A 22,980-nucleotide genomic window follows, 5' to 3' on the forward strand; every position below is an offset into this window, starting at 1 on the left:
AATTAAAAATATCGCTAAACCCCACAGTTAAATACCATACTACAATTTGGAGGGAGATTACCAAATGGCAAAGATAAAGAATGAACAAATTGAAATTGAAATAGCGCCCCTCAAAGCTGATGATCGTAGTCGCTGGAATGTCTTGGCACGGAGCTATAAAGCATTTTACGAAACGGAGCTCCCAGACAAGAGTTACGATGAAGTTTGGGAGTGCTTGCTAAACGACCATGAAATTTTCGGTTTAGGAGCATACCTTCAAGGAAACTTGGTCGGTTTCACCCACTTCCTATTCCATCGCATAATCTGGATGGAAAAAGCATGTTACTTACAAGACCTCTTCGTAGATGAAACTGCTCGCGGGTATGGTGTTGCTCGCGCACTCATTGAGCAGGTAGCTCAATTTGCTCTTGAACATGACTCTACTAAGCTTTACTGGCAAACTCGTTATGACAATACTACCGCTCGAGCTCTTTACGACAAGATTGCGAATCACAATGGTTTCATACGTTACGATTATCCACTAAATTAGAACAAGCTTGGTATCCGGCTGCCATAGGTAAGCGGATACCTTTAATATTGCTTCGCTTTTTATGTCAATTGCGAAGTTAATAAACAACTTCTTCTTCAACTCCTGTCCTATCCTTCTATAAGAAAAACATCCCTTATTAAAGGAATGCACCCGTTAGTTTAAGTGATAATCTTCACAATCTTTTTTTACAAAATCTAATCCACTAATGTGTAGGGCAATATCAAAAAGACGCCTTCTTACTAAAGAAAAGTGCCCTTTAAAAGAATAACTGTTTTTTAAATGATTTTAGGTAAAGTATATTTATCGTTTGACAAATGCTAAATCTGCCATTATCATCAACTCTAACTTATTTACGGGAGAGATAGAGATGAAAATTTATGTTGATGCAGATGCTTGTCCGGTAAAAGATATTATTATCTCTGAAGGGAAGAATGCTGAAATTCCTGTTATCCTTGTTACTAGCTTTTCTCATTTTTCTAATGCGGAACAACCATCAGGAGTGGAAACCATTTATGTTGATTCAGGAGCAGATGCAGCGGATTATCGGATTATGAAGTTAGCAGAAAAGGGAGATATAATCGTTACACAAGATTATGGTCTTGCTTCGCTAGGTTTAGCAAAAGCGTGTACGGTTCTTCACCATAATGGGTATAGCTATACAAATGAAAACATTGACCAATTATTGCAAACACGTTATTTAAGTGCAATGGCTCGAAAAAGCGGAAAGCGTACAAAGGGGCCAAAACCATTTACATCAGAAGATAGAGAGAAATTTAGGGGGCTTTTTAAAAGAGCGATTTCACGTTAAAAAAGAACCGTCTATTTTTAAGGAAAACCTTGAAAAATAATATTGTGACAAGTATTTCAGTTTTTTTAATGCCCTACATTACGCTCACATGAATAAACAGTATAATTATTTGATGTATTGTATTAATGGTACCATATTCCATCAAATGACTTAATATACGAAAAAAGACGCGTTTCTAAATAAACGCGCCCTCTAATTGAATAACATTATGATACGGTTCTTCGTGGTACATCTATAAGAATTTATTCTATTTTCGAATCGCTTCTTTTTCTCTGAAATCAATGATTAAATCTGCATAAAGGTTGGTGAATTTCACTGTTTTTTTAAGGCGATAAATACTACTTTATTCGGCAAACATATTTATATTTCCCGAGTCTCTTCCCTTAGCCACACTTTCTCTTCTTCATTTAAATAAGGAGCGAGCTTTATGTATACCTCTTGATGATAATTGTTTAACCATAGCTTTTCGCTCTCTGTTAACATATCAATATTGATACCGGCTAAATCAATAGGGCAATACGTGATTGCTTCAAACTTCATAAATTGACCAAACTCTGTTTTCTCGTCTTCTACTACTAACATCATATTTTCAATTCTTATGCCGTATTTACCTTCTAGGTATATTCCTGGTTCATTCGTAATAATCATGCCTTTTTCTAATATAACATTATTATTATTATTCCTTATGCTTTGTGGCCCTTCATGAACATTCAAGAAAAAACCTACTCCATGTCCTGTCCCGCATTTATAGTCCAAACCATACTGCCAAATTGGTTGTCTTGCTAAAACATCTAAGTTAGAGCCTGTTGCTCCGTATAAATATTTTACTGAGCTTAATGCAATAAATCCTTTTAACACCAAAGTAAAATCTCTTTTTTGTTCATCGGTAAGTTTTCCTAAAACAATCGTTCGTGTAATATCTGTTGTTCCATCATAATACTGTCCGCCTGAATCAATTAAAAAAAGACCTTCATTCTTAAGAGTATATTGCGTTTCTTTATTGGATTTATAATGCATCATCGCAGCATGTTCTTTATAACCTGCTATCGTATCAAAGCTAGGTCCAACAAATCCTTCCTGCCCCCTTCTGAAATCTTCTAATCTTTCTTCTGCAGTAATCTCTGTAATTTCTTCTTTATCTACAGAGTTTTTTAACCATTTTATAAATTTCACCATGGCTAAACCATCTTTTATTTCACACCATTTTAAATTTTTTGTCTCAACTTCATTTTTAATAGCTTTTAAATTAGTCGTGATGTTAGGACTTTCAATTTTCTTTGTATTACTGTTAATGGCATTATATAATCTGATATTTGTTTTATTCGTATCTAAAATAATGGCATCTTCACTTGTAAGATTTTCCAATAATGTTTGTATTTCATGATTCGCTTTTAACTCGACTCCTTCAGCCTCCAGTTCTAATTTAACCAAAGAAGGAACCTTGCAAGAATCAATAAATAAATAACATTTATGTTCTGCTACGATTACATTAGCTATTACAACTGGATTGGTAGGCACATCGGCCCCTCTTATATTCAAAAGCCATGCAATGTCATCAAGGGAAGTTAACATATAATAATTCGCTCTTTTATTTTTCATTTCTTCTCTTACTTCATTTAATTTTTCTACTCGTGATTTGCCTGCATATTTTACGTCATGAGTAAAAATTGGGCCTTTAGGAATCTCCGGTCTATCTTCCCACAGTTCACCAATTAAATCTTGATCCATTTTTAATACGATTCTCTTTGCTTTTAGATCTTTTTCCATCTTTTTAACCATATCAATTGAAAAAACATTTCCATCAAAGCCCACAATGCTTCCTTCTTTAAGAACATCAGCTAGCCACTCTGAATAAAATGGTACCCCTGGATCCATCATTCTAAATAATCTGATTCCTGATCTCTCAAGCTGCTTTTCAGCTTGAATATAGTATCTGCCATCTGTCCATAACCCAGCATCATTTAATGTAATAACTACAGTACCTGCAGACCCTGTAAACCCTGATATCCATTGTCTACATTTCCAATGTTCTGCTACATATTCACTCTGATGTGCATCAAAACTGGGAATTATATAAGCATCCATTTGATTTTCTTTCATTAGCTTCCTTAACTTTTCGACCCTATCCCTGATATTCATTACTAATACCTCCATTTTCCTTAAGACTAATTTCTTTAATTTCACGATCATACAACCATGAGGCTAGCACTATACTAATTATTCCGGAAGTAAGCTTTGATATAATAAACGCTCCTAACATTTCTGGGGCTACTCCTGATACAAATCCAAACTGACCACCAAATACAAATGCTCCACTTACTCCAAAGGCAGTACATACGACTTTTCCTTTAGGATTCATTTCTTTATATGTTCCAAATATCAACAGGTTACTAGCCAAATTTCCTAGAATCCCCGCTACTGACACTGAATTAATTCCAAATTTCTCCCCTATTTCTTTAAAACTATTTTTAAAAATTTGATTAATGAGTGCGAGCATAGGATATGCTCCACCTAAAACAAATGCAATCTTGCCCACTATAACTGTACATTCAGATAGTGGTGCTAATCCTGAGAGAAGCCTTACACCAAATATCACATCTATACCTTGTAAAAGCAATCCAACAGTACTCAAACTCATTATAAGCTTTCCAAATATATTAAAAACTTTTATAAAAACATGATGAGCTTTTAATAATCCTGCCCCTAAAATAATGGCAAAAACAAATATTGGTACCAGATTCCATACTAATATGCCGAAATTTATTTTTTGCCATAAGCCTGCTGCAAGACATCCTATAGGTATAGTAATAATTCCAACCAGCACACCCTTAGAAAAATATTTTTCATCCTCTTTAGAAAGCATCCCTAACGCGACGGGTATTGAAAAACTAATTGTAGCTCCTAAAGTAGATGCGATGATAATTCCTGAGAATGCTCCCATTTCCTTTGTTAAGGCTAGCTTATCAGCGATTTGATATCCTCCCATATCTACAGCTAAAAATGCTGCAGGAACGATAGAAGGATCTAAATTAAAAACTCTACAGATTGGAATAATCACACCAGATAAAAAATTTGTAAATATAGGAGCTAAAGAAAGTATTCCTATCATGCCAAGCCCCAAAGCCCCCATGGTCTTTATGCCTTCTTCAAATTTCCCACCCAGTTTCAAATGATTTCCGGTAATATAATCAATAGCTCCGATTACAAAAAAAGAACCGATTAGATATAATACAAATTTATCCATTATTATTATCACTTTCTATTAACTTTATATAATGTCTTTACTTATCAGCATCTGTAGTATAAAACTCACTATTGTAGATATAATTAGGAGAATTAACAGCTATGAGCTTGACCTTTTTGTTAGTGTAATTAGCCCAATTGTGGGCAATATTTGAGTCCATATGAACACTGTCACCAGGATACACTTCATGCCTCTCACCATTTATGTAAACTGTTAATATCCCCTCTAAAACATAAATGAACTCTTCTCCCCCATGCTTATAGGATAATATTTCTTCATCTTTCTTTTGAGGAAGAATTTCTATAAGCCTTGGAACAAATTGTTTATTTTCCAAATTTGTACTTAAGCTATACTTAATAAAACCACCTTCTACTGAATCTATTATTTCTTGTTCATAACTTCTTAAAACCATGTCTTTTCTTTTACGTGGATAATCAAAAAAATGTGTTAAATGTACTTCCAAAATATCAGCTAGTTTTTCAAGTGAATCAACTGCTATAGTAGTAAGCCCCCTTTCTAATTGAGATAGAAATCCAACAGATAGTTCGCTTTTTTCACTTAACTCTTTCAAAGTAATTCCTTTTTCAGCCCTCAATTTCTTTATTTCCATTCCTATATTCATAACTTCACCCAAAATTTCATATTTGTGAATATCATATTAAATATCAGCGTAACACGCAAGATATTATGAATTAATTTCACAAATATGAAATTCAATTAATTAACGTTATCATATATTCTCTCAAGAACAGTCCGTTAGAATTACACAATCTGGCATAAAAAAAGACGCTAGATCTATTAGATCTAGGCGCCTAGATTGTTAAATAATAGGCTTTGTTAAACGTGACTGTTGATTTGCGCTCCGGGCGCTTCGCTTTCCGCGGGCGTTCCGGGGAGCCTCCTCGGCGCTTAAGCGCCTGTGGGGTCTCCCCTGCCCCGTACTCCCGCAGGAGTCTCGCGCCTTCCGCTCCAATCAACATAGCGTAAAAATTATCATGAACTTTGTACATTTAGTGGTGCCTGTCACCTTATGAGACAGCCTCTTAAAAGGTGTTTAATTTTTGATGTAGATTACTTCACTGCACTGCACTTAAAGTCGTTTAAATCTAAGAGTTATTCCATAATCGCACCCGATTGTTGAACGTCATTGCTTACATCTCATTCATACAGAAAGGTAAGGGTTTGAAGTTATCTCTCCCTTTTCCCCGACTACACCAGTACGTTCGGCTTTCACCGCATACGGCGTTCCAACTAATCCAATTCGATTTAATCATCAACACTTCTGAAATCGTATTCAATTTATTAGTATACGAATGTTGCTTAGTGGGACTTCTTCCTTAGTAACGACTATACCAATCGCTTGTGGTGTTTTTTGTGAGTTTTTAAAAAGTTACAAAATCCTCACCGATATCTAGGTGAGGATGATTTTGCACATCTCAATATAATTTAACTGCCTTCTTTGACTCCATGCCGTAGCATTTTCGCACAATATAGAGAGGCAAGTGTTACAACATTTTTTCTGCACAAGCAATCTGAATCGTACACAATCGCCCGTTTGTCGTCTTATTTTTTTACATATTCATAAAGCGTCGTTGAACCGTTCCTGAAGCCTTGGCCCTGGTTCGAATTCGTTTGGGAGCCTTGCCACTTGGATGCAGGTACGATGACACAATTATTTTTGATCCAATTGGCCACATCCGATTGTTGATTGTTAAATGATCTTCCTTGCAAAAGGAAATAACGGATCTGACCTTCGTTTACCAGGTTTTGCAATTTTTCAACCGAAATGGCCGGATCACTTCCCATAAATCCTCCCATTGCCATGACAGGAAGACCCGTATCAAGAATAATCGGCGCAGCCGACATAGCGTTTAAGGTTGCTACCAGGTATGTTCCTTTTTGATAATTTGCCATTAAATAGTTTTCTATTTTTGGATTGGACGTCATCCCGTCTCTTCCATGCTGCGATTGCAGCTCGGGACCGGCAAACGGTTTGGTCACCGACCCGCCATATTCAATCGGCGTTATCGCCCATGCTGTTGGAGCTGCAAGTAAAGACAGAACACAAGTCAGCAATACAAGGACGGAAATCCCCCGATTACCCGGAGCATTTATTTTTTTGACATACATCGAACAAATCAACGTAATCAATGCAAGAACACCTATGGTAATCGAAAGTGGGTCACGCATGGACGGGTATTTCCATACAACCGAAATTTGAAAGACAATGGTGCACACCATGGCAAGGGGTAAAAACAAACTTTCTTTATTTTCTTTTGCACACCATTGCTCCCACATCTGTTTAAAACCTGCTCCCGCCAACGCTGCAATGCCTGGAGCCAGCATCACCATGTAGTAACTGCTGAACCTCTTGGCAATACTGAAAAAGACAAACATGGTCAAGACCCATACAGTCCATAAAACAACCGTTTGGCGCTTACGGTCAAGCTGGGTCCGAAAACGTGTACCCCACAAGAGGGCAATGACACTGATGAAAGCTCCCGGCAAAAGCCAGCTCAGTTGTCCATCTAATTCAGGCGTTGTAAACAACCTAAAAATGCCCGGATTCCCTGTTTGTCCAAATCCTGCAGAATAGTTCCCCGCATTCCTGTTGTTCATCGACATCCACATTGAGGATGTGCCATTGTTCCCTCCATAGCGGTGTGCTCCACTTAGACCGTTCCCATTACCGAACCGCTGGCCTTGCTGCGACCCCATGTGGAAATTACCTTGCTGCCCGCGCTGCTGTCCAACAAGCCGATTGATCCCGTTATACCCAATAGCCAGCGTCACCTCCGAATTATTTTGCGTACTCCCGACATACGGGCGCTTGTTTGCAGGCACCGAATCAACGATCACCGACCAAGATAACGAAACAACCATAAGAACGATGGACGCGATTAGTAAGTGAACCAGTTTTTTCGTCCAAGTTATATGCGGGGTGAGCAAATAAAAGAGATAAAAGGCCGGTAGTACAAGGAACGCCTCCATCATCTTAATGTTAAACCCAATCCCGACAATAAAGAATGCGAGCAACAACCATCTTAAATGATGCCGCTCGACCGCTTTGCTCAGTGTCCAAGTAGCAATTAAGGTAACGAACATGAGCATACTATCGACTTCATTCGTCCGGTCAGCCGCTACAACAATTGGAGTAAGGGCCAAAAACAAAGCAGCCAGCAGTCCGGCACCACGTCCAAACACTCGGGACACAAGATGGTACAGTAATGCGACCGATAATACACCGGCCAATGCCTGAGGCAAAAATAAGCTCCATCCCTTAAATCCAAAAATATATGCACTTAACGTTTGAAGCCAAAAACTCACCGGCGGTTTATCGATGGTGATAAAACCTTTTGGATCAAAAGAATTGAAGAAAAAGTTGTGCCAACTCTCGAGCATGCTTTTCACAGCTGCAGAATAATAAGTGTTTCCGATTCCCTCCTGTCCCAGCTTATAAAAATTAAGAATGACAGATAAGAATAGAATGGCTGCCAACCCAAGATAATGCCACTTGAATTTTGATTTTACATCGTTCATGTAATCTCCGAACCCCCTTTGTTGTATCGGGACAACCTAAGCCAAATACAATGATGGCCACGCATGTCACCCAACCCAAAATTCATCATAAAGAAAAACGCTTAAAAATCCCTTAACATAAAGAAAGAGCACAATTCTTACTACGGAATCTCGCCCTTTAATGGAATAACTAAAATATGGTCTTACCCTGGCGGGACCCCGTCTTTATGTTTGCTCGTATATTTTCGTTAATATGCGAATGGGAACCATAGATACATTATTTTAATTTTGCTAAACGACCTGTTAACGGTTCACTCCAATCTTCTGCTAGTTCTGGAACAGCTACAATTTTCTCCATTGCCTCTATATCTTTCCGTCTATGAAAATATACTTCGTTAGAAAATAGAATAGAAACTGAGTCCGGATGACGTTCTAGCAGTTTTATTTGTGAATCTTTACGAACGATACCTTCTTCAAGAACGCGACATAAATAACCAGTATAACCGGTCGCTACAATGCGAGGTAAAATCCCAGGAATGCCAAGTCTTTTTGAAATGGTACTGCATGGGATTCGGCTTTGTGTAACTTGAATAATGGCCTCGCCTATTTGATATGTATCCCCGATGAATACATCACGTTCTAACATATTTGTTACAGTAATGTTTTCACCAAATGTAGATGGAGGGAGCGTCGTTTGAAATTCTTGTTCCCACTGTGCGTAATGTTATGGATAGACGCAAACGGCTCGATCAGGTCCACCGTGGAACCTTAGGTCAGCTACATCGTCTCCCAGAAATCCATCTTTTGATAGGAAAACCTCTTCCGCAAGTTCTTTACAGATACCTGTTGTCATTTCTTTATTTACTCCATATTTCATTGGTTTCGGTTTACCAATGCTAAAATGAACAAGTTCGATGCCCATATATGTTCTCCTTTATGATTGTTTTCAATATTGTTGTAGCTTTGAAATAAAGTTTGATCAAACACACCTTACAAACCGGTATTTGACGATAAATAAAAAGAATCCATTTAAAAATAGATTGATCAAAATGGATTCTTTTCAAGTAGATTTACATCTTGTTTTTATAAAAAATTTTGTTCACTTCTGTGGCCCTTATGCCATTAAAGCACCCCTTTGTTGAAGTGCAATGCCTAAAATCCCATAAGATCCTTTACATGTTTAGCGTTCTTTTTAGATGTTAGTTTTTCAAGTAATAAAAATGCAACATCAAACGCTGTACCTGGATTTGATGATGTAATAATATTTTCATCTTGAACAATTAAATCATTTTGTACTATTGCACCGAAATTCTTTAACTGCTCTTTTCGTTTACTCGTTGGATGACTGTATGTGGTGGCTTTTTTATTTGTAAGAATTCCGCTTTTACCAAGCGCTAATGATGCAACACAGATACTGGCAATAGGCTTCTGCTTGGCATAAAAATGTTGAATAACATTTAAGAATTCTCTACTGTATGCATCCCGATAAAAACCAGCTTCTTCAAACCCTCCTGGAATAGCAAGTGCATCAAACTCATCTAATTGAATATCATCAACCGTTTTTTCGGGTATGACAGTAAAATTCCAAGTACAGGTTAATTTATTCCGAAGACCAACTGTTACGACCTCGGTTGATCCATCTCCCTCCCATTTATTCCAACCTAGTACATCTGTAAATACACTAGCTTCTACTGCTTCAAATCCGTCAGCTAATAATAATAAAATCTTTTTCATATCGCAAATCGCCTCCTGATATCCTCATTTTATACAAATATAGAAGGCTGATAAATAAGTTTAATAAGGATATTCGATTGTTTGACTTTATTATATTAAGAATTTAGGTTATTCTATTTTATAAAAAAAGGTTGGATAATTTATGGATCAAATTGATAAAAAAATCGTGGAATTATTACAGTCAAATGCAAAAATTTCAATGAAGGATTTAGCAGAAGCCGTTCACTTATCTTCTCCGTCAGTAACTGAGCGAGTACGGAAGTTAGAGGAGCAACAAATTATTGAAGGTTACCATGCACATGTTTCTCTAAAAAAAATGAACCGTCCAATTTCTGCACTTATATTGTTTAAATCAAAGGATTGTAAATCATTAGCTAACTTTTGCTATAATCATCCAGATGTACTTGAGTGTTACAGAGTAGCAGGGGAAATTAGCTATATTGTCAAATTAGCAACGTATTCTGTAGAAAGTTTAGAACAATTTATTGATGATTCAATGCAATATGGTACGCCATCAACGAATATCGTGTTATCTTCTTATGAAAACAAAATAATTGCTCCCTTTATTAGTGAAGAATAAAAATACTGGCATAATCAATTAACTATTGCTTACTCAATAACCCTTTAAAAATAGCCCTGATTTTTCTGCCTTATATAAAAGAATCAGGGTCTCTAATCGTTTTTATCGTTTTGGGGTAACCCATTTTTATTAGCTTTATGGCGATGGGTCTTACCCCTAAAATCATTTATTTTTATTGAAATAAAGCTACCCTTTAGTTTAAGTGAATCGATTCACAATCTACACTTTCATAAGTGAAAAAGGTTAAATTTAAACCAAGTAAAATTATAAAATTAATATGCCATCTAACCTTGGGACAATACTTTTTTTAACGTTAGTACGATAAGCCGTTTTAGTCCAAAACCTATCTTCTAATTCTGGACATTCATTTGACAATAATACTTTTTGACCTTGGGTAAATATTTGATTAAACGTATCTTTATCAACTTCATATATATCGCAGGTACTATTTGATGCACCATCAAGGACTTGGAAATAGTATTTATTTATACTTACCTTATCACTTCTTGTAATCGATAAAGGGTCATCAACCTGTATTATCCGATTAGGAAAACTATCAGGTGCAACAAAACTTTTCTCTAAATGAATAGTTCCTTGTATTCCTTTTAAAAAAAGTGAATTAGCCTTTACCAATTTTTCTTTAATCATTTTCCAAGATAGTTCATTATTAAAATCACAAAAAAAGAAAAGGTCACGTCCATTTTTAAATAATTGATTGAACGTGTTTTCGTCAACACAATATAATCCTAAATCTCCAATTTCTTCAAGACTCCCAATGACCTGTACACTTAACAATCGCATCCACTCCTTAGCAAACCTATACATTCTAAAATTCTTCAATTCATCATTCCACTAAACTGCCCGTTAGCATAATAAATGTCATTCTATTCCATTGTTGATTTAGCTCCAATTTTCCATTTCATAAAAAGATTTATATCATTTATAGCATCAATTATTCTCCATTGGAATTCCTGATTTTCCCGAAGTTCATATAAAACGATTGGTTTTACTATGTGCTTCTCTAACTTACCTTTTGTTCTTGCAATGTAAGCAAATCCTAACACTGCGTTCGCCCTTACTAGTGGATTCTCGTGTTTTGATAGCTTGGCACATATGTCCTGTGCATACTTCCAGTTTATATGATGCTCACCAACAGAAAGAGGTAGAGAAATCAGTTCATCAATGTCGTTCTTATTGAGTATTTCTCTAATTTGTTCATTAGAAAGCTCTTTAAGTGGTTTGTAAATCCGCTTTTCATCCACAATAATCAACACCTTATTAAATAAAATTCATTTTCATCTTTTCCAACTATCTTGAGCCGTTAATATAATAAAGTTCAACAAAAATAAGCGTTAATCCTTCTTGGATCAACGCACCCCGTTTGTTTAAGTACAATGTTTCACATTCTCCGATAATTGCAACCTTTAATATAAAATATCGTCTATAATATAAATGGAATATTTAAGGAGGTTCACCTGATGTTTCCTAATAAATATAAATTTCTATCCTTCGTTGTATTTTTTTTATTACTTGTTTTATTAATAGGATGCGTTCAATCAAAGCAAACGACTAGCGAGACCAAGGTTGTTAAGCTATTCGGAAAGACCGTTATAAGCGCCACTGTTTCAAAGGTTGGGAAAAATATGCTAGATGTCAAGCCTCCGCACATTTCTTATTCTCAACAAGACTCAACTGAACTTCAAATTTTAGTTGATGCAATCCAGCGGGCAGAAAAACGTCCGGGTATTGCCGACATGACTTCGCCTAATTATGTTTTTACCTTAACCTTTGGAGATAAAACAAAAGCCACATACTCATTGTGGTTATTTAAAGATGGAGGGTCTATTATGAATGAAAATGACTCCTATACGGTGTATAAATTACCATCTGACTTGATCAAAGAATTACACAAAATTGTCTTAACAGGAAGTTCAAATGGAATGGACAACAAAATTTCAACTGTTAATGAAGACCAATTCATCATTGTTCAAAAGCATATTGGTAAAGAATATGAAAGTAATTTTGAAGAATTTAGAAAAATAACGGTTGGAGAGCACATCCTTAAAGTTAAAGAAATACTAGATGAACTGAAATGGGTATACGCTAAAAGAGATACTCTTCAACCCCCTGATTATCAATTTGTTTTCCAACCTAAAGACCCTAAAATAAAGGCAGAAGCCCTATTGTACAAAGTTTGGGTTACTCCTGATAAAGACAGATTAGTGATGGTTCGAGGTGAAGATCAATATGCTCAATTATCAAAAAAACAGTCAGCGGTTTTATTTGAAATTTTAATAGGTGAGAAATTAGCAAAATAAAAACATCAAGTGATTGTTTATTTTTGTTCAACTAAACTGCCATTTAGTTTAAGTGAAAAATTTCAAAAGGCTTTCCCATACTCTTAAAATATAATTCAGTCTGTATTCATGGATTTTATTGACGAGGATGAAGAGAAAAATATAACAAATAAAGGGAGCGATTAATTTCCTTCATAAACTGATGATAAAAAAGGACCAAATTTCATTTGATTCTTCAAAGATGTAATCTTTATTTATTATTTTGATTTCTTAATTTCTGATTCAATTGATAAAAGAAGTTTTTTCACTGTTTTTAATTCATTTTCCAGATACTCAAATCGCTTCATTTCATCCTCTTCAATTCGGTGCAAATGCCCTTGCATATCATCGACTTCTTCCTCCGCCCTGTAATTAATGGCAAAATTGACGATAGATTCATTTTTGTCTCTGGCTGCTTGCCTGTTTTGGCTCATCATTATAATTGGAGCTTGAAAAGCTGCTAAAAATGATAAACACAAATTTAAAAGAATAAAAGGTGCTTCATCAAAATGGAAGGATTTGGTTAACGCTAAGGTGTTGAATAGCATCCACATAAATAGGATAATGCCGAAAATAATAATAAATTTCCAACTACCACCGAATTGGGCAATTTGATCCGCTACCTTATTTGAAAACTTAGTGTTTTTGTTGTATTCATCATCAATCCGATTTAAAATGGTTCTTTTGTATTCCGCTACAATTTCATCTACTCGCCCAGATTCCATCAATGCTGCTACTTTGTTTCCATCATGAGAAAGCTTAATCGCACTTGGTTGATTTTTATAATGCTTTTGTTTCAACTTAATTTCCCCTTTTTATATTTATTTTAGTAGTATAAGATTGTTATTTGGATTAATTTTATATTAATATTTAATGAGAAATATTACAGTATTTAATTTTCTCATTCAATTGAAATCAGGTTTTTAAAGCTTGTGGACAGGCCTAATGGAAATGGTATAATTTATTCTCTTTCTTAAACAAGTCGAGTAGAAGGGAGCCTTTTTACCTTGCGGTAAATTGAACTCCACCCCCCTCACAGAACCGTGCTTGCACTATTAATGCACACGGCTCCTCCTAATTATCATTTACAGAATGTAGCTAATTTCTTTTCTTAAATCATATATATTCACTTTTATTCTTGGTGAAGGTAGTGGATATTTATTAAGAAAGAGTCTGAATTTATCCCATGTAAAGGATTTCCTTTGACTTCTTCGGTTAAGCCATTTAAACAGTAACCTTTCTATTTTGTCTTTGAAGTTGTTTACATTTTGGGTATTATCAGTGACGCAATAATAGTTGTAATAACCTATCAGTGATCGTTTAAATCGATCCATAATAATATGAATATCTTTATTTCGATTACTCTTCAGCCATTCTTTCGTTTCTTTTAGTTTGCCTTGGACTTTCTTCCTGCTTGATTTCCTTTTCACACGGAAGTTTCCTTGTTTGCTCTTCCCACAATAGTGCGTAAAACCAAGGAAACCAAAGGTTGCTGGTTTATTTCTCCCCTGTAGATTTGTATTTCTCTCCGCAAACCTCCCGAAGGGAATGATTTTGGTCTTATCCTCAGCTATTTCTAGGTTAAATTTCTTTAATCTTAACTTTAATGAATGGAAGAATTGCTCAGCTTCACTTTTATATTGAAAACAACAAACAAAATCATCCGCATACCTCACTATGTATGCCTGTCCTTTGCACTGTTTCCTAACCCTTTTCTCAAACCATAGGTCGAGTACGTAATGGAGATATACATTGGCTAATTCTGCTATCCTTAGTAGTTTTGTTTCCATTTATAATTCCTACCTCTGTGTGTAGTAAATGTGTCCCTAGTAAGGGTGATAACTGGTAGCTAGCCTTTCCTCCATCGGCATTACCCAACTTCATTGGTACTACGCTGCTATCCGACTCCCTACACGGCATTTGGTTTCCTTGCTTATTATCGCTTGTAGACCATACTCTTCTAAAAAAAAGAAAAGACCGGTAGGGTCTCCCGAGTTGCCGTATCATATCAATGTATAACGTGCCAAGGTCTCTGACTCCAGAGAGGTTTTACCCTTCTTGCCTCTAACGAAAGATAAAATGTAGCTTTCTGCTGTGCGTAACGCATCAGCCCTCTCGGTTTACTAACATTATGGAGCTCAATCCCTTTAACCATTTGGCTTTCGGCCCGCCACCTAACTGTCTACGCTTAAAGACTAAAGTTACCTTTAGCCCTCCAAGACTCGCTACGAGCGAATGGCTAGTTCTTACTCGACGGGAATCCCACCCGCTATATGATACGACCTAAGCTCGGCCGCACACGCACCCGTTACTTTAAGTGTAATTTTTCACAATCTTGAGCAAAAAAATATCCCCCTCCGATTAAAAGGGAGTTTTCTTAATCCTATTTGGAAAACTCCCTTTTACATAAAAAAACGTTTAGGATGAACATCCCAAACGTTCAATAATTATAGTTTATTCTAGCCACTTATTTTAGCCCTGCAAGATGTTTAGCGTCCTGTCCAAGTTCGAGCCTAAACGCTCCACGTCCATATGTACCAACAACTAATTTCCCATTGCCTGCGTAAACAACACTAGTTACCGGAACATTAGGTAAGTCTTTACCAAGTTTAGACCACTCATCGCTACCTGGTTTTGCTATGAAGACTCCCTGCTCAGTTCCCACTATGACGCTTTGCCCCAAGTAAGTGACTGAAGGAGCGTAAGTTGCTGGCAATTTTGCTGATACATTTGTCCAAACTGGATTTGTTGTATTTGTATTTGGACAATAAAAGACGTGATTTGTACTTTCAGGACTGTAATAACCTGTATTACTGTAAGTGACAGTGATTTCGTTGTCATTTGTTGGATTAATCGCAATTGCAGCTACGTATGCACGAGCATCTAATTTGCCAGTACGTGTAATTTTATGCCAAGCAGATGGGTCTGTACCGCCACCAGTAAAAGTTACATAAATATCACCTTTTGCTGTTCCTACATAAATGACATTAGGATTTGTTTTAGACTGGGAAACCGTATTAATAGCTGCAGTATCCAATTTCGGGCTAATAGGAACATAGCTGCCTAAGTTTCCATTATTTGTACTTTTATAAACGCGATCAGCACCTACAATTACCTCATATTTACCATTGTCAAGTGAACTTGCCGTAAATGGTGTCACAAACGGGGCAGCACCATCTTCATCATCATTGACCGCTCCCTCATCTTCTAGATATCCAGGATCCTGGTATTTTGGATAAGCATAATCCCAATTTTGACCACCATCTTCGGATTTTAAAATCCTTCCATATTGGAACTCGGCAAGCATGAAGTTAGGGTTTTGTGGGTCAACGTAGGTATAACCACCATCTCCACCTGTTTCTTGCAGCCACGCTTTTTGTCCAGAATAGAGATTTGTCCCATTATCTTGAGCGCCGCCCATCACAAAGTTTCCGCCATTAAAAGCTGTTAGACCTGGATAAAAAGTGACAGTATTGAGGTTAGAGTTTAAATTATGCCATTTGCCATCTGTTGATTCTTTAAAGACACCGCCGTCGTTCCCAACATAAGCATTTCCTTGCGAGTCAAAGACAATGATATGCTGGTCAGGGTGAGTATTAATGTCACCTTGTTTTGCATTAAAGAAAGTATCCAATGACTTCCAACTAGTACCACCATCCAAAGACTCAATTAAAGTAATTCCACCTGCTATAATATGCTGCGGATTTGTTGGATCCACCGCAATGACGTTATCATACCAGCCTTGACCACTTGGATGCTGAGCATCGTAATCTCCATAATAACTATAGTTGGAGTCAAAATATTGAGGCACATTTGTTAAGCGATCCCACGTTACACCACTATCTGTGCTTTTAAACATCCCCATGAGGTTACCATTACCATCAGAATAAGAAGAATATATAGTATCTTGTTGTCCGGTAGCACCTTCAACTACCGCAAGTGATGCATTATACATTAATGGGTTGGTATTATAGTTTGGAAGTGTACCTTGTCCCAGTAATGTAAAATTCTTACCGCCATTGGTACTCTTATAAATACCACTTCCCGCTACACTCATATAAATAACACCTGGATTGTTTTTGACAATATAAACATCTGTCGGTTTGCCTTGAGCTGACCACATTTTATTCCAAGTTTGTCCTGCATCTATAGATTGATATAATCCGTTGTCTGCAGCTACCCAAACTTTGGATGAATCGTTTGGATCGACAGCAACTTTTCCAATATGGTATCCACCAAATACATCCGAACCAAGGGTTGTCCAGCTTTTTCCACTGTCGGTAGACTTAAGAATTCCGCGACCATAACGGGAATCTGCACTGAAGTGTTGTTCACCGGTACCAACATAAACGGTATTCGGATTGTTCGGATCAACTGCAACGCTACCTGTCGCAAGGGTTACTTGATCATCAGTGAGTGGCTTCCAGGTCGTGCCATCATTAATAGATGACCATACGCCACCGTTTGCCGCACCAACATAAACTGTTTTGAGGTTCTTATTTTCAGAGATTGCGATACTTGCCACACGCCCGGAATCGGACCTTGGTGCACCATTATCCCCGTATTCACCGGTAATTGGACTTGGTCCGAGTTGGATCCAATGTGTATTCACGTCCATGAATTTAGGATTTAATACGTTTTTAGGTAAGTTTATATTTCCAAGAGGGTGATTCATTGGTCCATGTGCAATCGAGACTGGCTTTTGCGAGAACCCAGTATTTGCGTGAACAAAACCTAACGGACTCCATGCTAATCCTGTGCATAGAGCAAGTGTTGTGGTCACTTTTACGGCTTTTTTCTTGTTAAAATTTTTGTTTTCTTTTCTCTCCATTTAAGAGCCTCCTATAATGATAAAAATTTGTAACATCTAAATAATTTCGTTTCCATAGCTTTAAATCCTTTTTTGGAAGTATCGTAATTATCTGACAAAATAACCCGAATTTTGACATTAATTATGTGGGAGTTGTCTAGCTATGAATCGTTAAACGGAGCATGGGATTCCTTTTATGTAAGTCGCCAACTATTTGTTGTTTTAAAATAAAGTTTGAACAAATTGATACTAATAACCTTGAAAAACGATCATAGAAAAGAGCGTGTTTTGTAAAAAAGATTGAACAAAACACGCTCTTAATATTTTTAATCGACTCATTCTTTTATAAAAAAGTTTGATCATTTCCTATCTATGTTGCTCTTCAATCTCGCCCGATTCTGGTGTTTTAAAATTTTGTTGCTTTAAAATAATTTCAAAATAACCTTGCCATTTTTCAATTTTAGTAACAGCATTCTTTACTTTAGATGAATCTTTATCATAGCCATCTTTGATTAATGAGGTAAAGAAAATAATTTTAAAAATGGGGTTATTCATATCATTTAATGTAAGTTTTAAATCTATATTTTTTATATTCTCATATGTAATTTTACCACTTGAAAGACCTATGAGCCCATCCGTTAGTCTGACTCCAACGACCACGGTGCACCGCAAACTGTCGCTCCCCTTGCTGGAAGCACTCATGGTAGATTAATCCTAATTCTGATTGTTGCACCAGCCCCCAATTTTCAAGCCTAAAAAGGAAGTATTTCAATGGATGTAATCATTGAAAGGGCATGTTAGATGTCCATAAGGACAATATCACTGCTTGTATTATGACACCTGTAGGAAGGGAGATCCGAACGTTCTCTACTAAAACTGTTTTTCTATTGAATCTTTTAGATTGGATTAAGGAGAATTCATGTATCCACGTAGCGATGGAAAGCACAAGTGTATATTGGTAACCCATTGTTAACTTATTAGAATTTGAAGGAATAGAGTTTTTAGTGGTTAATGCCCAACACATTAAGGCACTCCCCGGTCGTAAGACCGACGTTAAGGATGCAGAGTGGATTGCACAACTCCTTCGTCATGGTCTTCTTAAAGCTAGTTTTATCCCTAATTGGACTCAGCGGGAATTACGGGAACTAGTACGCTATCGACGTAGTATTATTGAGGAACGCGCCAGACAACATAATCGGATTCAAAAGGTTTTAGAAGGAGCCAATATCAAACTTGGTTCAGTTGTATCTGATATAATGGGCGTTTCATCAAAAGATATGCTTCGAGGTATCGCGGATGGCGAAGAGGATCCTGAAAAACTAGCAAACTTCGCCCGGCGTACAATGAAAAAGAAAAAAGAAGAGATGGAATTAGCACTTCAGGGTTATGTTAACCCTCATCAACGATTAATGCTCAAAACAATTTTAACTCACATAATTTTCTCACTGATCAAATTGAAATGTTAGATCAAGAGATAGCTCAACGGATTAACTCTTATGAAGAAGATATTGAAAGGCTAGATTCAATTCCTGGAATAGCCCGGAGAATGGCTGAACAAATCTTAGCTGAAATCGGTACTGATGTTAAAAACCAATTTCCAACCGCCGCTCATCTTTGTTTATGGGCAGCTCTCGTACCAGGTCATAACGAAAGTGCTGGGAAAAGAATATCCACTAGATCTAAAAAGGGAAATAAGTACTTAAGATCTGCTTTAACTGAAGCAGCTCAATCAGTGAGAGGTTCAAAAAACTATCTTGGCGCATTGTATAGACGTACAGCCGGACGAAAAGGCAACAAAAGAGCAGCTATTGTAGTCGCCCATGCCATATTGCGCATCGCATATTACCTGTTAACTAGAAAAGAAATGTATGTAGACTTAGGCGAAGACTACTTTGATAAACAAAGACAGGTATCCATTGTATCCCATTAAGTTCGGAGACTAGAAAACTTAGGTTACACGGTAACGATAACGGAAGCTTCCTAATCCAACAGTAATTTATATAACTACCTGATCAAGACGCTCTCCCCTTTAAAAAAAGATGAATGAGCTGCGTCAATTTAAGTATTGCCGATTTTTGGATGTAACAGAAGTTAATTTTCATGGTAGCAGGCAACTCCTTGTTAAACTCATTCCCTTGTTAGGTTAATAAGCAAGTCACTAAAAGCACTTAAAACATTTCACTTTATAAATTAACTAATGATTTTTTAAAATTATGGTTTCTGATTCATCCTTCCAAGTTATAGTTGCTGTTATTTTTTCATTTTCTTGGGTAACTGAACAACCACTGCAAGAACTTTCACCTGTTACCAATACTCCATTCTTTAAATGAGTTTCACCGCTCGTATTTCCAGTAGCAGTTTCAACCGAATACTTTATCTTTTTAGGAATTGGCTTTACTCCGATATATTTTATAGTAACTTTTGATGATTCGCTATTTTTATCAAGCAAATTTACTGAATAGATTACTTGCCAATTATCACTTTTTCCCTCAAAATTTATCACTTTAGAATCTGAACAAGCTGTTAATAAAATTGAAGAAATAAGAAGCAACATTAAAGCCCTTTTTATCATATTGACCCCTCCCTGTTTTTAATTATATATCAAAGGATGGGTTTTTCTTCCTTTTTCTTATTGAACTAAACTGATCCTTTCGTTTAAGTGAAAATTCTCACAAATAAGTAACATTCACCTTAGTTAAATAGTTGCGAACTTATGTGCGATATGGTAAAACTTAGGTACGCCCCATAAGGGTTCAATTTATTTTTAAGGAGTGTTATCAATGAATAAAACAGAACTTGTGAGTTTAGTAGCTCAAACTTCCGAACTTACACAGAAAGATGCTGGCAAAGCTGTAGATGCGGTTTTTAATTCTATTTTAGAAGCATTAAAAAATGGAGATAAAGTTCAATTAATAGGTTTCGGTAACTTTGAGGTTCGTGAACGTGCTGCTCGTAAGGGACGTAACCCACAAACTGGAGAAGAAATTGAAATCCAAGGCGGAAAAGTCCCTGCATTTAAGCCTGGAAAGCAATTAAAGGATGCTGTAGCTGGTAAATAACTTACTCTTACTACATAACAAAAAGTGATGGTTGTTCAAACCATCACTTTTTTTAATTTGATTTGCCAAATTCCAATGTTGATATGGTGCAAAAACTCTAATAAAGCAGCCAATAATATATTATAGTTTTCAGCTAAAGCACCCGAAAGTTTAAGTGGAATCCTTCACAATCTCTTCTACACCTTAATATTACTCCAATCCCTAATAAGTGTTGTTCCAGAATCCAGTACAATACAAAAAGACGCCTTCTTATTCAAGAAAAGCGCCCGATTGCTGAATATATAGGATATAATACGTTTCCGACCACTTATTGTATTGCATCTTGTAATTTACCTTTGTTTATTATCTATTTTTGAATGATGGATTAATTCGTGATTTATATAGCAAGAAATCATTGTTCTATATACTTGTTCAATAATATCAGGATTTACATTATTTTCATCAGCGATTGTTCTAGCTTTTTGAATTACAGTTTCAACTCTTTTTGGCGCTTTAACATCTTCAGTATCCTTTTTGGATTTTGCAGCTTGTTCATCGTATCTACTTCTTTCACTAATTAACTTAACTATTTGATTATCAAGATAATCAATATTTATGTCGTAATTAGAGGTGTTCAGAGGGCTCAAGCTGAATAAAATTCAAATGTTTCATTCGGTTTATGACAGATAATACTTCATTAATTCTAGGTAATTCAAGCCATCTTTCGAAACCAGGAAAAAAGGAAGAAAATACAATATCCACTCCTTCTCTCTCCATATCTTCGAGAGCTTTTTTGATCTTTTCATGAAGAAAGATGAGGCGATCCTGATTACTTATAGCTATTTTTCGAATTAAAAAGGCAATAGCTGCAAGCTGGGCGTGTGATGTGATATTGTAAAGCCCTCTGATATCAATTTGTTCATCACCTATCATCATGTATCCCATGGTTGAAACCATCAGCTTTTCTGTACCACTGCCCTGTGGATAGCTCGAAAAGTGATTGGTGGTTATTTTTCTTTCTATCTCCCATTTTGTAAGGGGGATACGTTCGCGTGGTTTGTCGTGTTCACATAAATTTTTTGCTTCCTGGGTTACGTTTTTTGGCACAAAATTGTCCATCAGGATTATTTGATCGGCAACGGATAAAAATTCACCGCTACCTCCAATAACAAGAACGGAAGATACGCCAACAGCCTCATAAAGCTCCCTGACACGTTCCGTAAAAGGTGTAATGGGTTCATGCTTGATTAATGAACGCATTTTGATGTCTTGAATCATAAAATTGGTCGCACTTCTGTCTTCATCAATAAGAAGAAGCTTACATCCGAAGTTGATTGCCTCCATAATATTTGCGGCTTGAGATGTGGAACCTGAGGCGTAGTCAGTCGAAAACTGTTCAGCCGAACTATTGGGTATCCATTTTATGAAAGGCGTAATATTGATATTTTTTATGGAACGGCCTTCCTCTGCAGATATTTCCATTGCGCTTTGATCTGTAATCACAAATTCTCGTCCGTCACCTATGATGTGATTGTAAATCCCCGAATTTAGTGCATCCAGCAATGTGCTTTTACCCGAGTAACCACCGCCGGTGATGACCGTCACACCATGTTTTATTCCCATTCCTCGCAAACAACAAATTTCAACTTCAACATCTTCCGGGGATGTAAAAGGCAAGGCACCCTCTAGTGGTCCGCTGTTGTCTTTATTTCTTGGCAAAATGCTGCCATTCGCAATAAACGCACAATAATCACTGGATTTCAGCCATTCGCGAATCATATTTTGTTTTATTTCCAATTCATAGGCAGCATTTAATTTGATGAGATCAAACTTGGCAATAAACTCCTCCACTTTTTTTGGAAGCATTTTGCAGAGCATGCGCATAGCTTTATCATTATTCTTGAATGGAAGTTGAACTGTAATCATTAAGCATAGATACCATTTTTCCGAGATGACTTCGACAAAGGATGCATTACGTTGCAACACCACATTGGTTGGACGAAAACAATAAAAAGCACCATTTTCTTTATCAGAACGTGACCGGTTATAAATCAATTCATTTAATGCCTCAATATGATCACCCCATTCTCTTAATGCAAAATCTGAGAGAACAACTTGATCCATATTTTCATCTAAGCCGAGACGGTCAAAAGGTATTTTTATGGTGATACATGGTTTATCCAGTGTGAGTTTATGTGTCCGTTCAATGTAATAGGCAACATCATTATTCCAATAGGTTGGGTCACATATCGTCACCCCTTCTGATGGATCAAAGAATGAACCTTCATAAATCATACTGTAAGATGACTGTCCGGATTGTAATGAGCGAAAATATTGAGCGAGTCTTTTAATAAAAAATCATCCTTTCATATTTGGAAAGCG

19 protein-coding genes and 2 pseudogenes are annotated in these 22,980 nt (G+C 36.5%); 6 read left to right on the plus strand and 15 right to left on the minus strand.

Annotation, left to right across the window (positions count from 1 at the left end; all coding sequences use genetic code 11):
* Positions 1-64: 64 nt before the first annotated feature.
* Together BN1082_RS22670 and BN1082_RS22675 are read left to right on the plus strand one after the other, a co-directional pair.
* Positions 65-529, plus strand: a complete 465-nt coding sequence (locus BN1082_RS22670) for a GNAT family N-acetyltransferase (RefSeq protein WP_090638725.1) — start codon at positions 65-67, stop codon at positions 527-529.
* Positions 530-896: 367 nt separating this feature from the next.
* Positions 897-1,337, plus strand: a complete 441-nt coding sequence (locus BN1082_RS22675) for a YaiI/YqxD family protein (protein WP_090638727.1) — start codon at positions 897-899, stop codon at positions 1,335-1,337.
* Positions 1,338-1,697: 360 nt separating this feature from the next.
* Here BN1082_RS22675 and BN1082_RS22680 read toward each other — a convergent pair whose 3' ends face one another.
* The 6 genes and pseudogenes from BN1082_RS22680 to BN1082_RS22710 form a co-directional block, all read right to left on the minus strand.
* Positions 1,698-3,476, minus strand: a complete 1,779-nt coding sequence (locus BN1082_RS22680) for an aminopeptidase P family protein (RefSeq protein WP_090638730.1) — start codon at positions 3,474-3,476, stop codon at positions 1,698-1,700.
* Positions 3,460-4,581 carry an ethanolamine utilization protein EutH gene (gene eutH, locus BN1082_RS22685; protein WP_090638733.1) on the minus strand — a complete coding sequence of 374 codons (1,122 nt, stop codon included), beginning with the start codon at positions 4,579-4,581 and terminating at the stop codon, positions 3,460-3,462. The genes BN1082_RS22680 and eutH overlap by 17 nt, the downstream gene beginning before the upstream one ends.
* A gap of 37 nt (positions 4,582-4,618) precedes the next feature.
* Complete coding sequence (locus tag BN1082_RS22690; protein WP_090638735.1) at positions 4,619-5,203, minus strand: helix-turn-helix domain-containing protein; 585 nt, start codon at positions 5,201-5,203, stop codon at positions 4,619-4,621.
* A gap of 941 nt (positions 5,204-6,144) precedes the next feature.
* Entirely contained in the window at positions 6,145-8,121 is a 1,977-nt protein-coding gene (locus BN1082_RS22700; RefSeq protein ID WP_090638741.1) for a glycosyltransferase family 39 protein, read from the minus strand.
* Positions 8,122-8,377: 256 nt separating this feature from the next.
* Positions 8,378-9,022 (minus strand): annotated as a pseudogene (locus BN1082_RS22705) (MOSC domain-containing protein).
* A 230-nt stretch (positions 9,023-9,252) separates the two neighbouring features.
* Complete coding sequence (locus BN1082_RS22710; protein ID WP_090638743.1) at positions 9,253-9,834, minus strand: DJ-1/PfpI family protein; 582 nt, start codon at positions 9,832-9,834, stop codon at positions 9,253-9,255.
* Between the two features lie 142 nt (positions 9,835-9,976).
* On the opposite strand from BN1082_RS22710, the gene BN1082_RS22715 reads away from it, so the two are divergent.
* Complete coding sequence (locus BN1082_RS22715) at positions 9,977-10,414, plus strand: Lrp/AsnC family transcriptional regulator (RefSeq protein ID WP_090638745.1); 438 nt, start codon at positions 9,977-9,979, stop codon at positions 10,412-10,414.
* A 264-nt stretch (positions 10,415-10,678) separates the two neighbouring features.
* On the opposite strand, the gene BN1082_RS22720 is transcribed toward BN1082_RS22715, so the two are convergent.
* Both BN1082_RS22720 and BN1082_RS22725 read right to left on the minus strand, forming a co-directional pair.
* Complete coding sequence (locus BN1082_RS22720; protein ID WP_090638748.1) at positions 10,679-11,209, minus strand: hypothetical protein; 531 nt, start codon at positions 11,207-11,209, stop codon at positions 10,679-10,681.
* 89 nt (positions 11,210-11,298) lie between these two features.
* Positions 11,299-11,676, minus strand: a complete 378-nt coding sequence (locus BN1082_RS22725) for a hypothetical protein (RefSeq protein ID WP_090638751.1) — start codon at positions 11,674-11,676, stop codon at positions 11,299-11,301.
* Between the two features lie 216 nt (positions 11,677-11,892).
* Between BN1082_RS22725 and BN1082_RS22730 the strand changes: the two genes are divergently transcribed.
* Positions 11,893-12,732, plus strand: coding sequence for a YhfM domain-containing protein (locus tag BN1082_RS22730; RefSeq protein ID WP_090638753.1), 840 nt, complete (start codon positions 11,893-11,895; stop codon positions 12,730-12,732).
* A 236-nt stretch (positions 12,733-12,968) separates the two neighbouring features.
* On the opposite strand, the gene BN1082_RS22735 is transcribed toward BN1082_RS22730, so the two are convergent.
* From BN1082_RS22735 to BN1082_RS22750, 4 genes are all read right to left on the minus strand, one after another.
* Complete coding sequence (locus BN1082_RS22735) at positions 12,969-13,550, minus strand: DUF1003 domain-containing protein (protein WP_245640518.1); 582 nt, start codon at positions 13,548-13,550, stop codon at positions 12,969-12,971.
* Positions 13,551-13,835: 285 nt separating this feature from the next.
* A complete protein-coding gene (locus BN1082_RS22740; RefSeq protein ID WP_245640519.1) occupies positions 13,836-14,540 on the minus strand; it encodes a reverse transcriptase domain-containing protein in 705 nt (234 codons plus the stop codon).
* A 677-nt stretch (positions 14,541-15,217) separates the two neighbouring features.
* Positions 15,218-17,581 (minus strand): beta propeller repeat protein, encoded by a 2,364-nt coding sequence (locus BN1082_RS22745; RefSeq protein ID WP_090638754.1) that lies wholly within the window; start codon positions 17,579-17,581, stop codon positions 15,218-15,220.
* Positions 17,582-17,926: 345 nt separating this feature from the next.
* The gene (locus BN1082_RS22750) at positions 17,927-18,262 is read right to left on the minus strand and encodes a hypothetical protein (RefSeq protein WP_141650904.1); all 336 of its coding nucleotides are present in this window, start codon (positions 18,260-18,262) and stop codon (positions 17,927-17,929) included.
* Between the two features lie 92 nt (positions 18,263-18,354).
* Here BN1082_RS22750 and BN1082_RS28955 point away from each other — a divergent pair.
* Positions 18,355-19,490, plus strand: a pseudogene (locus tag BN1082_RS28955) (IS110 family RNA-guided transposase).
* Positions 19,491-19,754: 264 nt separating this feature from the next.
* Here the strand turns inward: BN1082_RS28955 and BN1082_RS22760 are convergent.
* Positions 19,755-20,132, minus strand: coding sequence for a hypothetical protein (locus BN1082_RS22760; RefSeq protein WP_090638759.1), 378 nt, complete (start codon positions 20,130-20,132; stop codon positions 19,755-19,757).
* Between the two features lie 208 nt (positions 20,133-20,340).
* Between BN1082_RS22760 and BN1082_RS22765 the strand changes: the two genes are divergently transcribed.
* A complete protein-coding gene (locus tag BN1082_RS22765; RefSeq protein WP_090638761.1) occupies positions 20,341-20,619 on the plus strand; it encodes an HU family DNA-binding protein in 279 nt (92 codons plus the stop codon).
* A 329-nt stretch (positions 20,620-20,948) separates the two neighbouring features.
* On the opposite strand, the gene BN1082_RS22770 is transcribed toward BN1082_RS22765, so the two are convergent.
* Together BN1082_RS22770 and BN1082_RS22775 are read right to left on the minus strand one after the other, a co-directional pair.
* Positions 20,949-21,245, minus strand: coding sequence for a chorismate mutase (locus BN1082_RS22770; RefSeq protein WP_090638764.1), 297 nt, complete (start codon positions 21,243-21,245; stop codon positions 20,949-20,951).
* Positions 21,223-22,893, minus strand: coding sequence for a P-loop domain-containing protein (locus BN1082_RS22775; RefSeq protein ID WP_090638766.1), 1,671 nt, complete (start codon positions 22,891-22,893; stop codon positions 21,223-21,225). The genes BN1082_RS22770 and BN1082_RS22775 overlap by 23 nt, the downstream gene beginning before the upstream one ends.
* Positions 22,894-22,980 lie beyond the last annotated feature (87 nt).

Source organism: Neobacillus massiliamazoniensis (assembly GCF_001048695.1).
GTDB classification, from domain to species: Bacteria; Bacillota; Bacilli; order Bacillales; family Cytobacillaceae; genus Neobacillus; species Neobacillus massiliamazoniensis.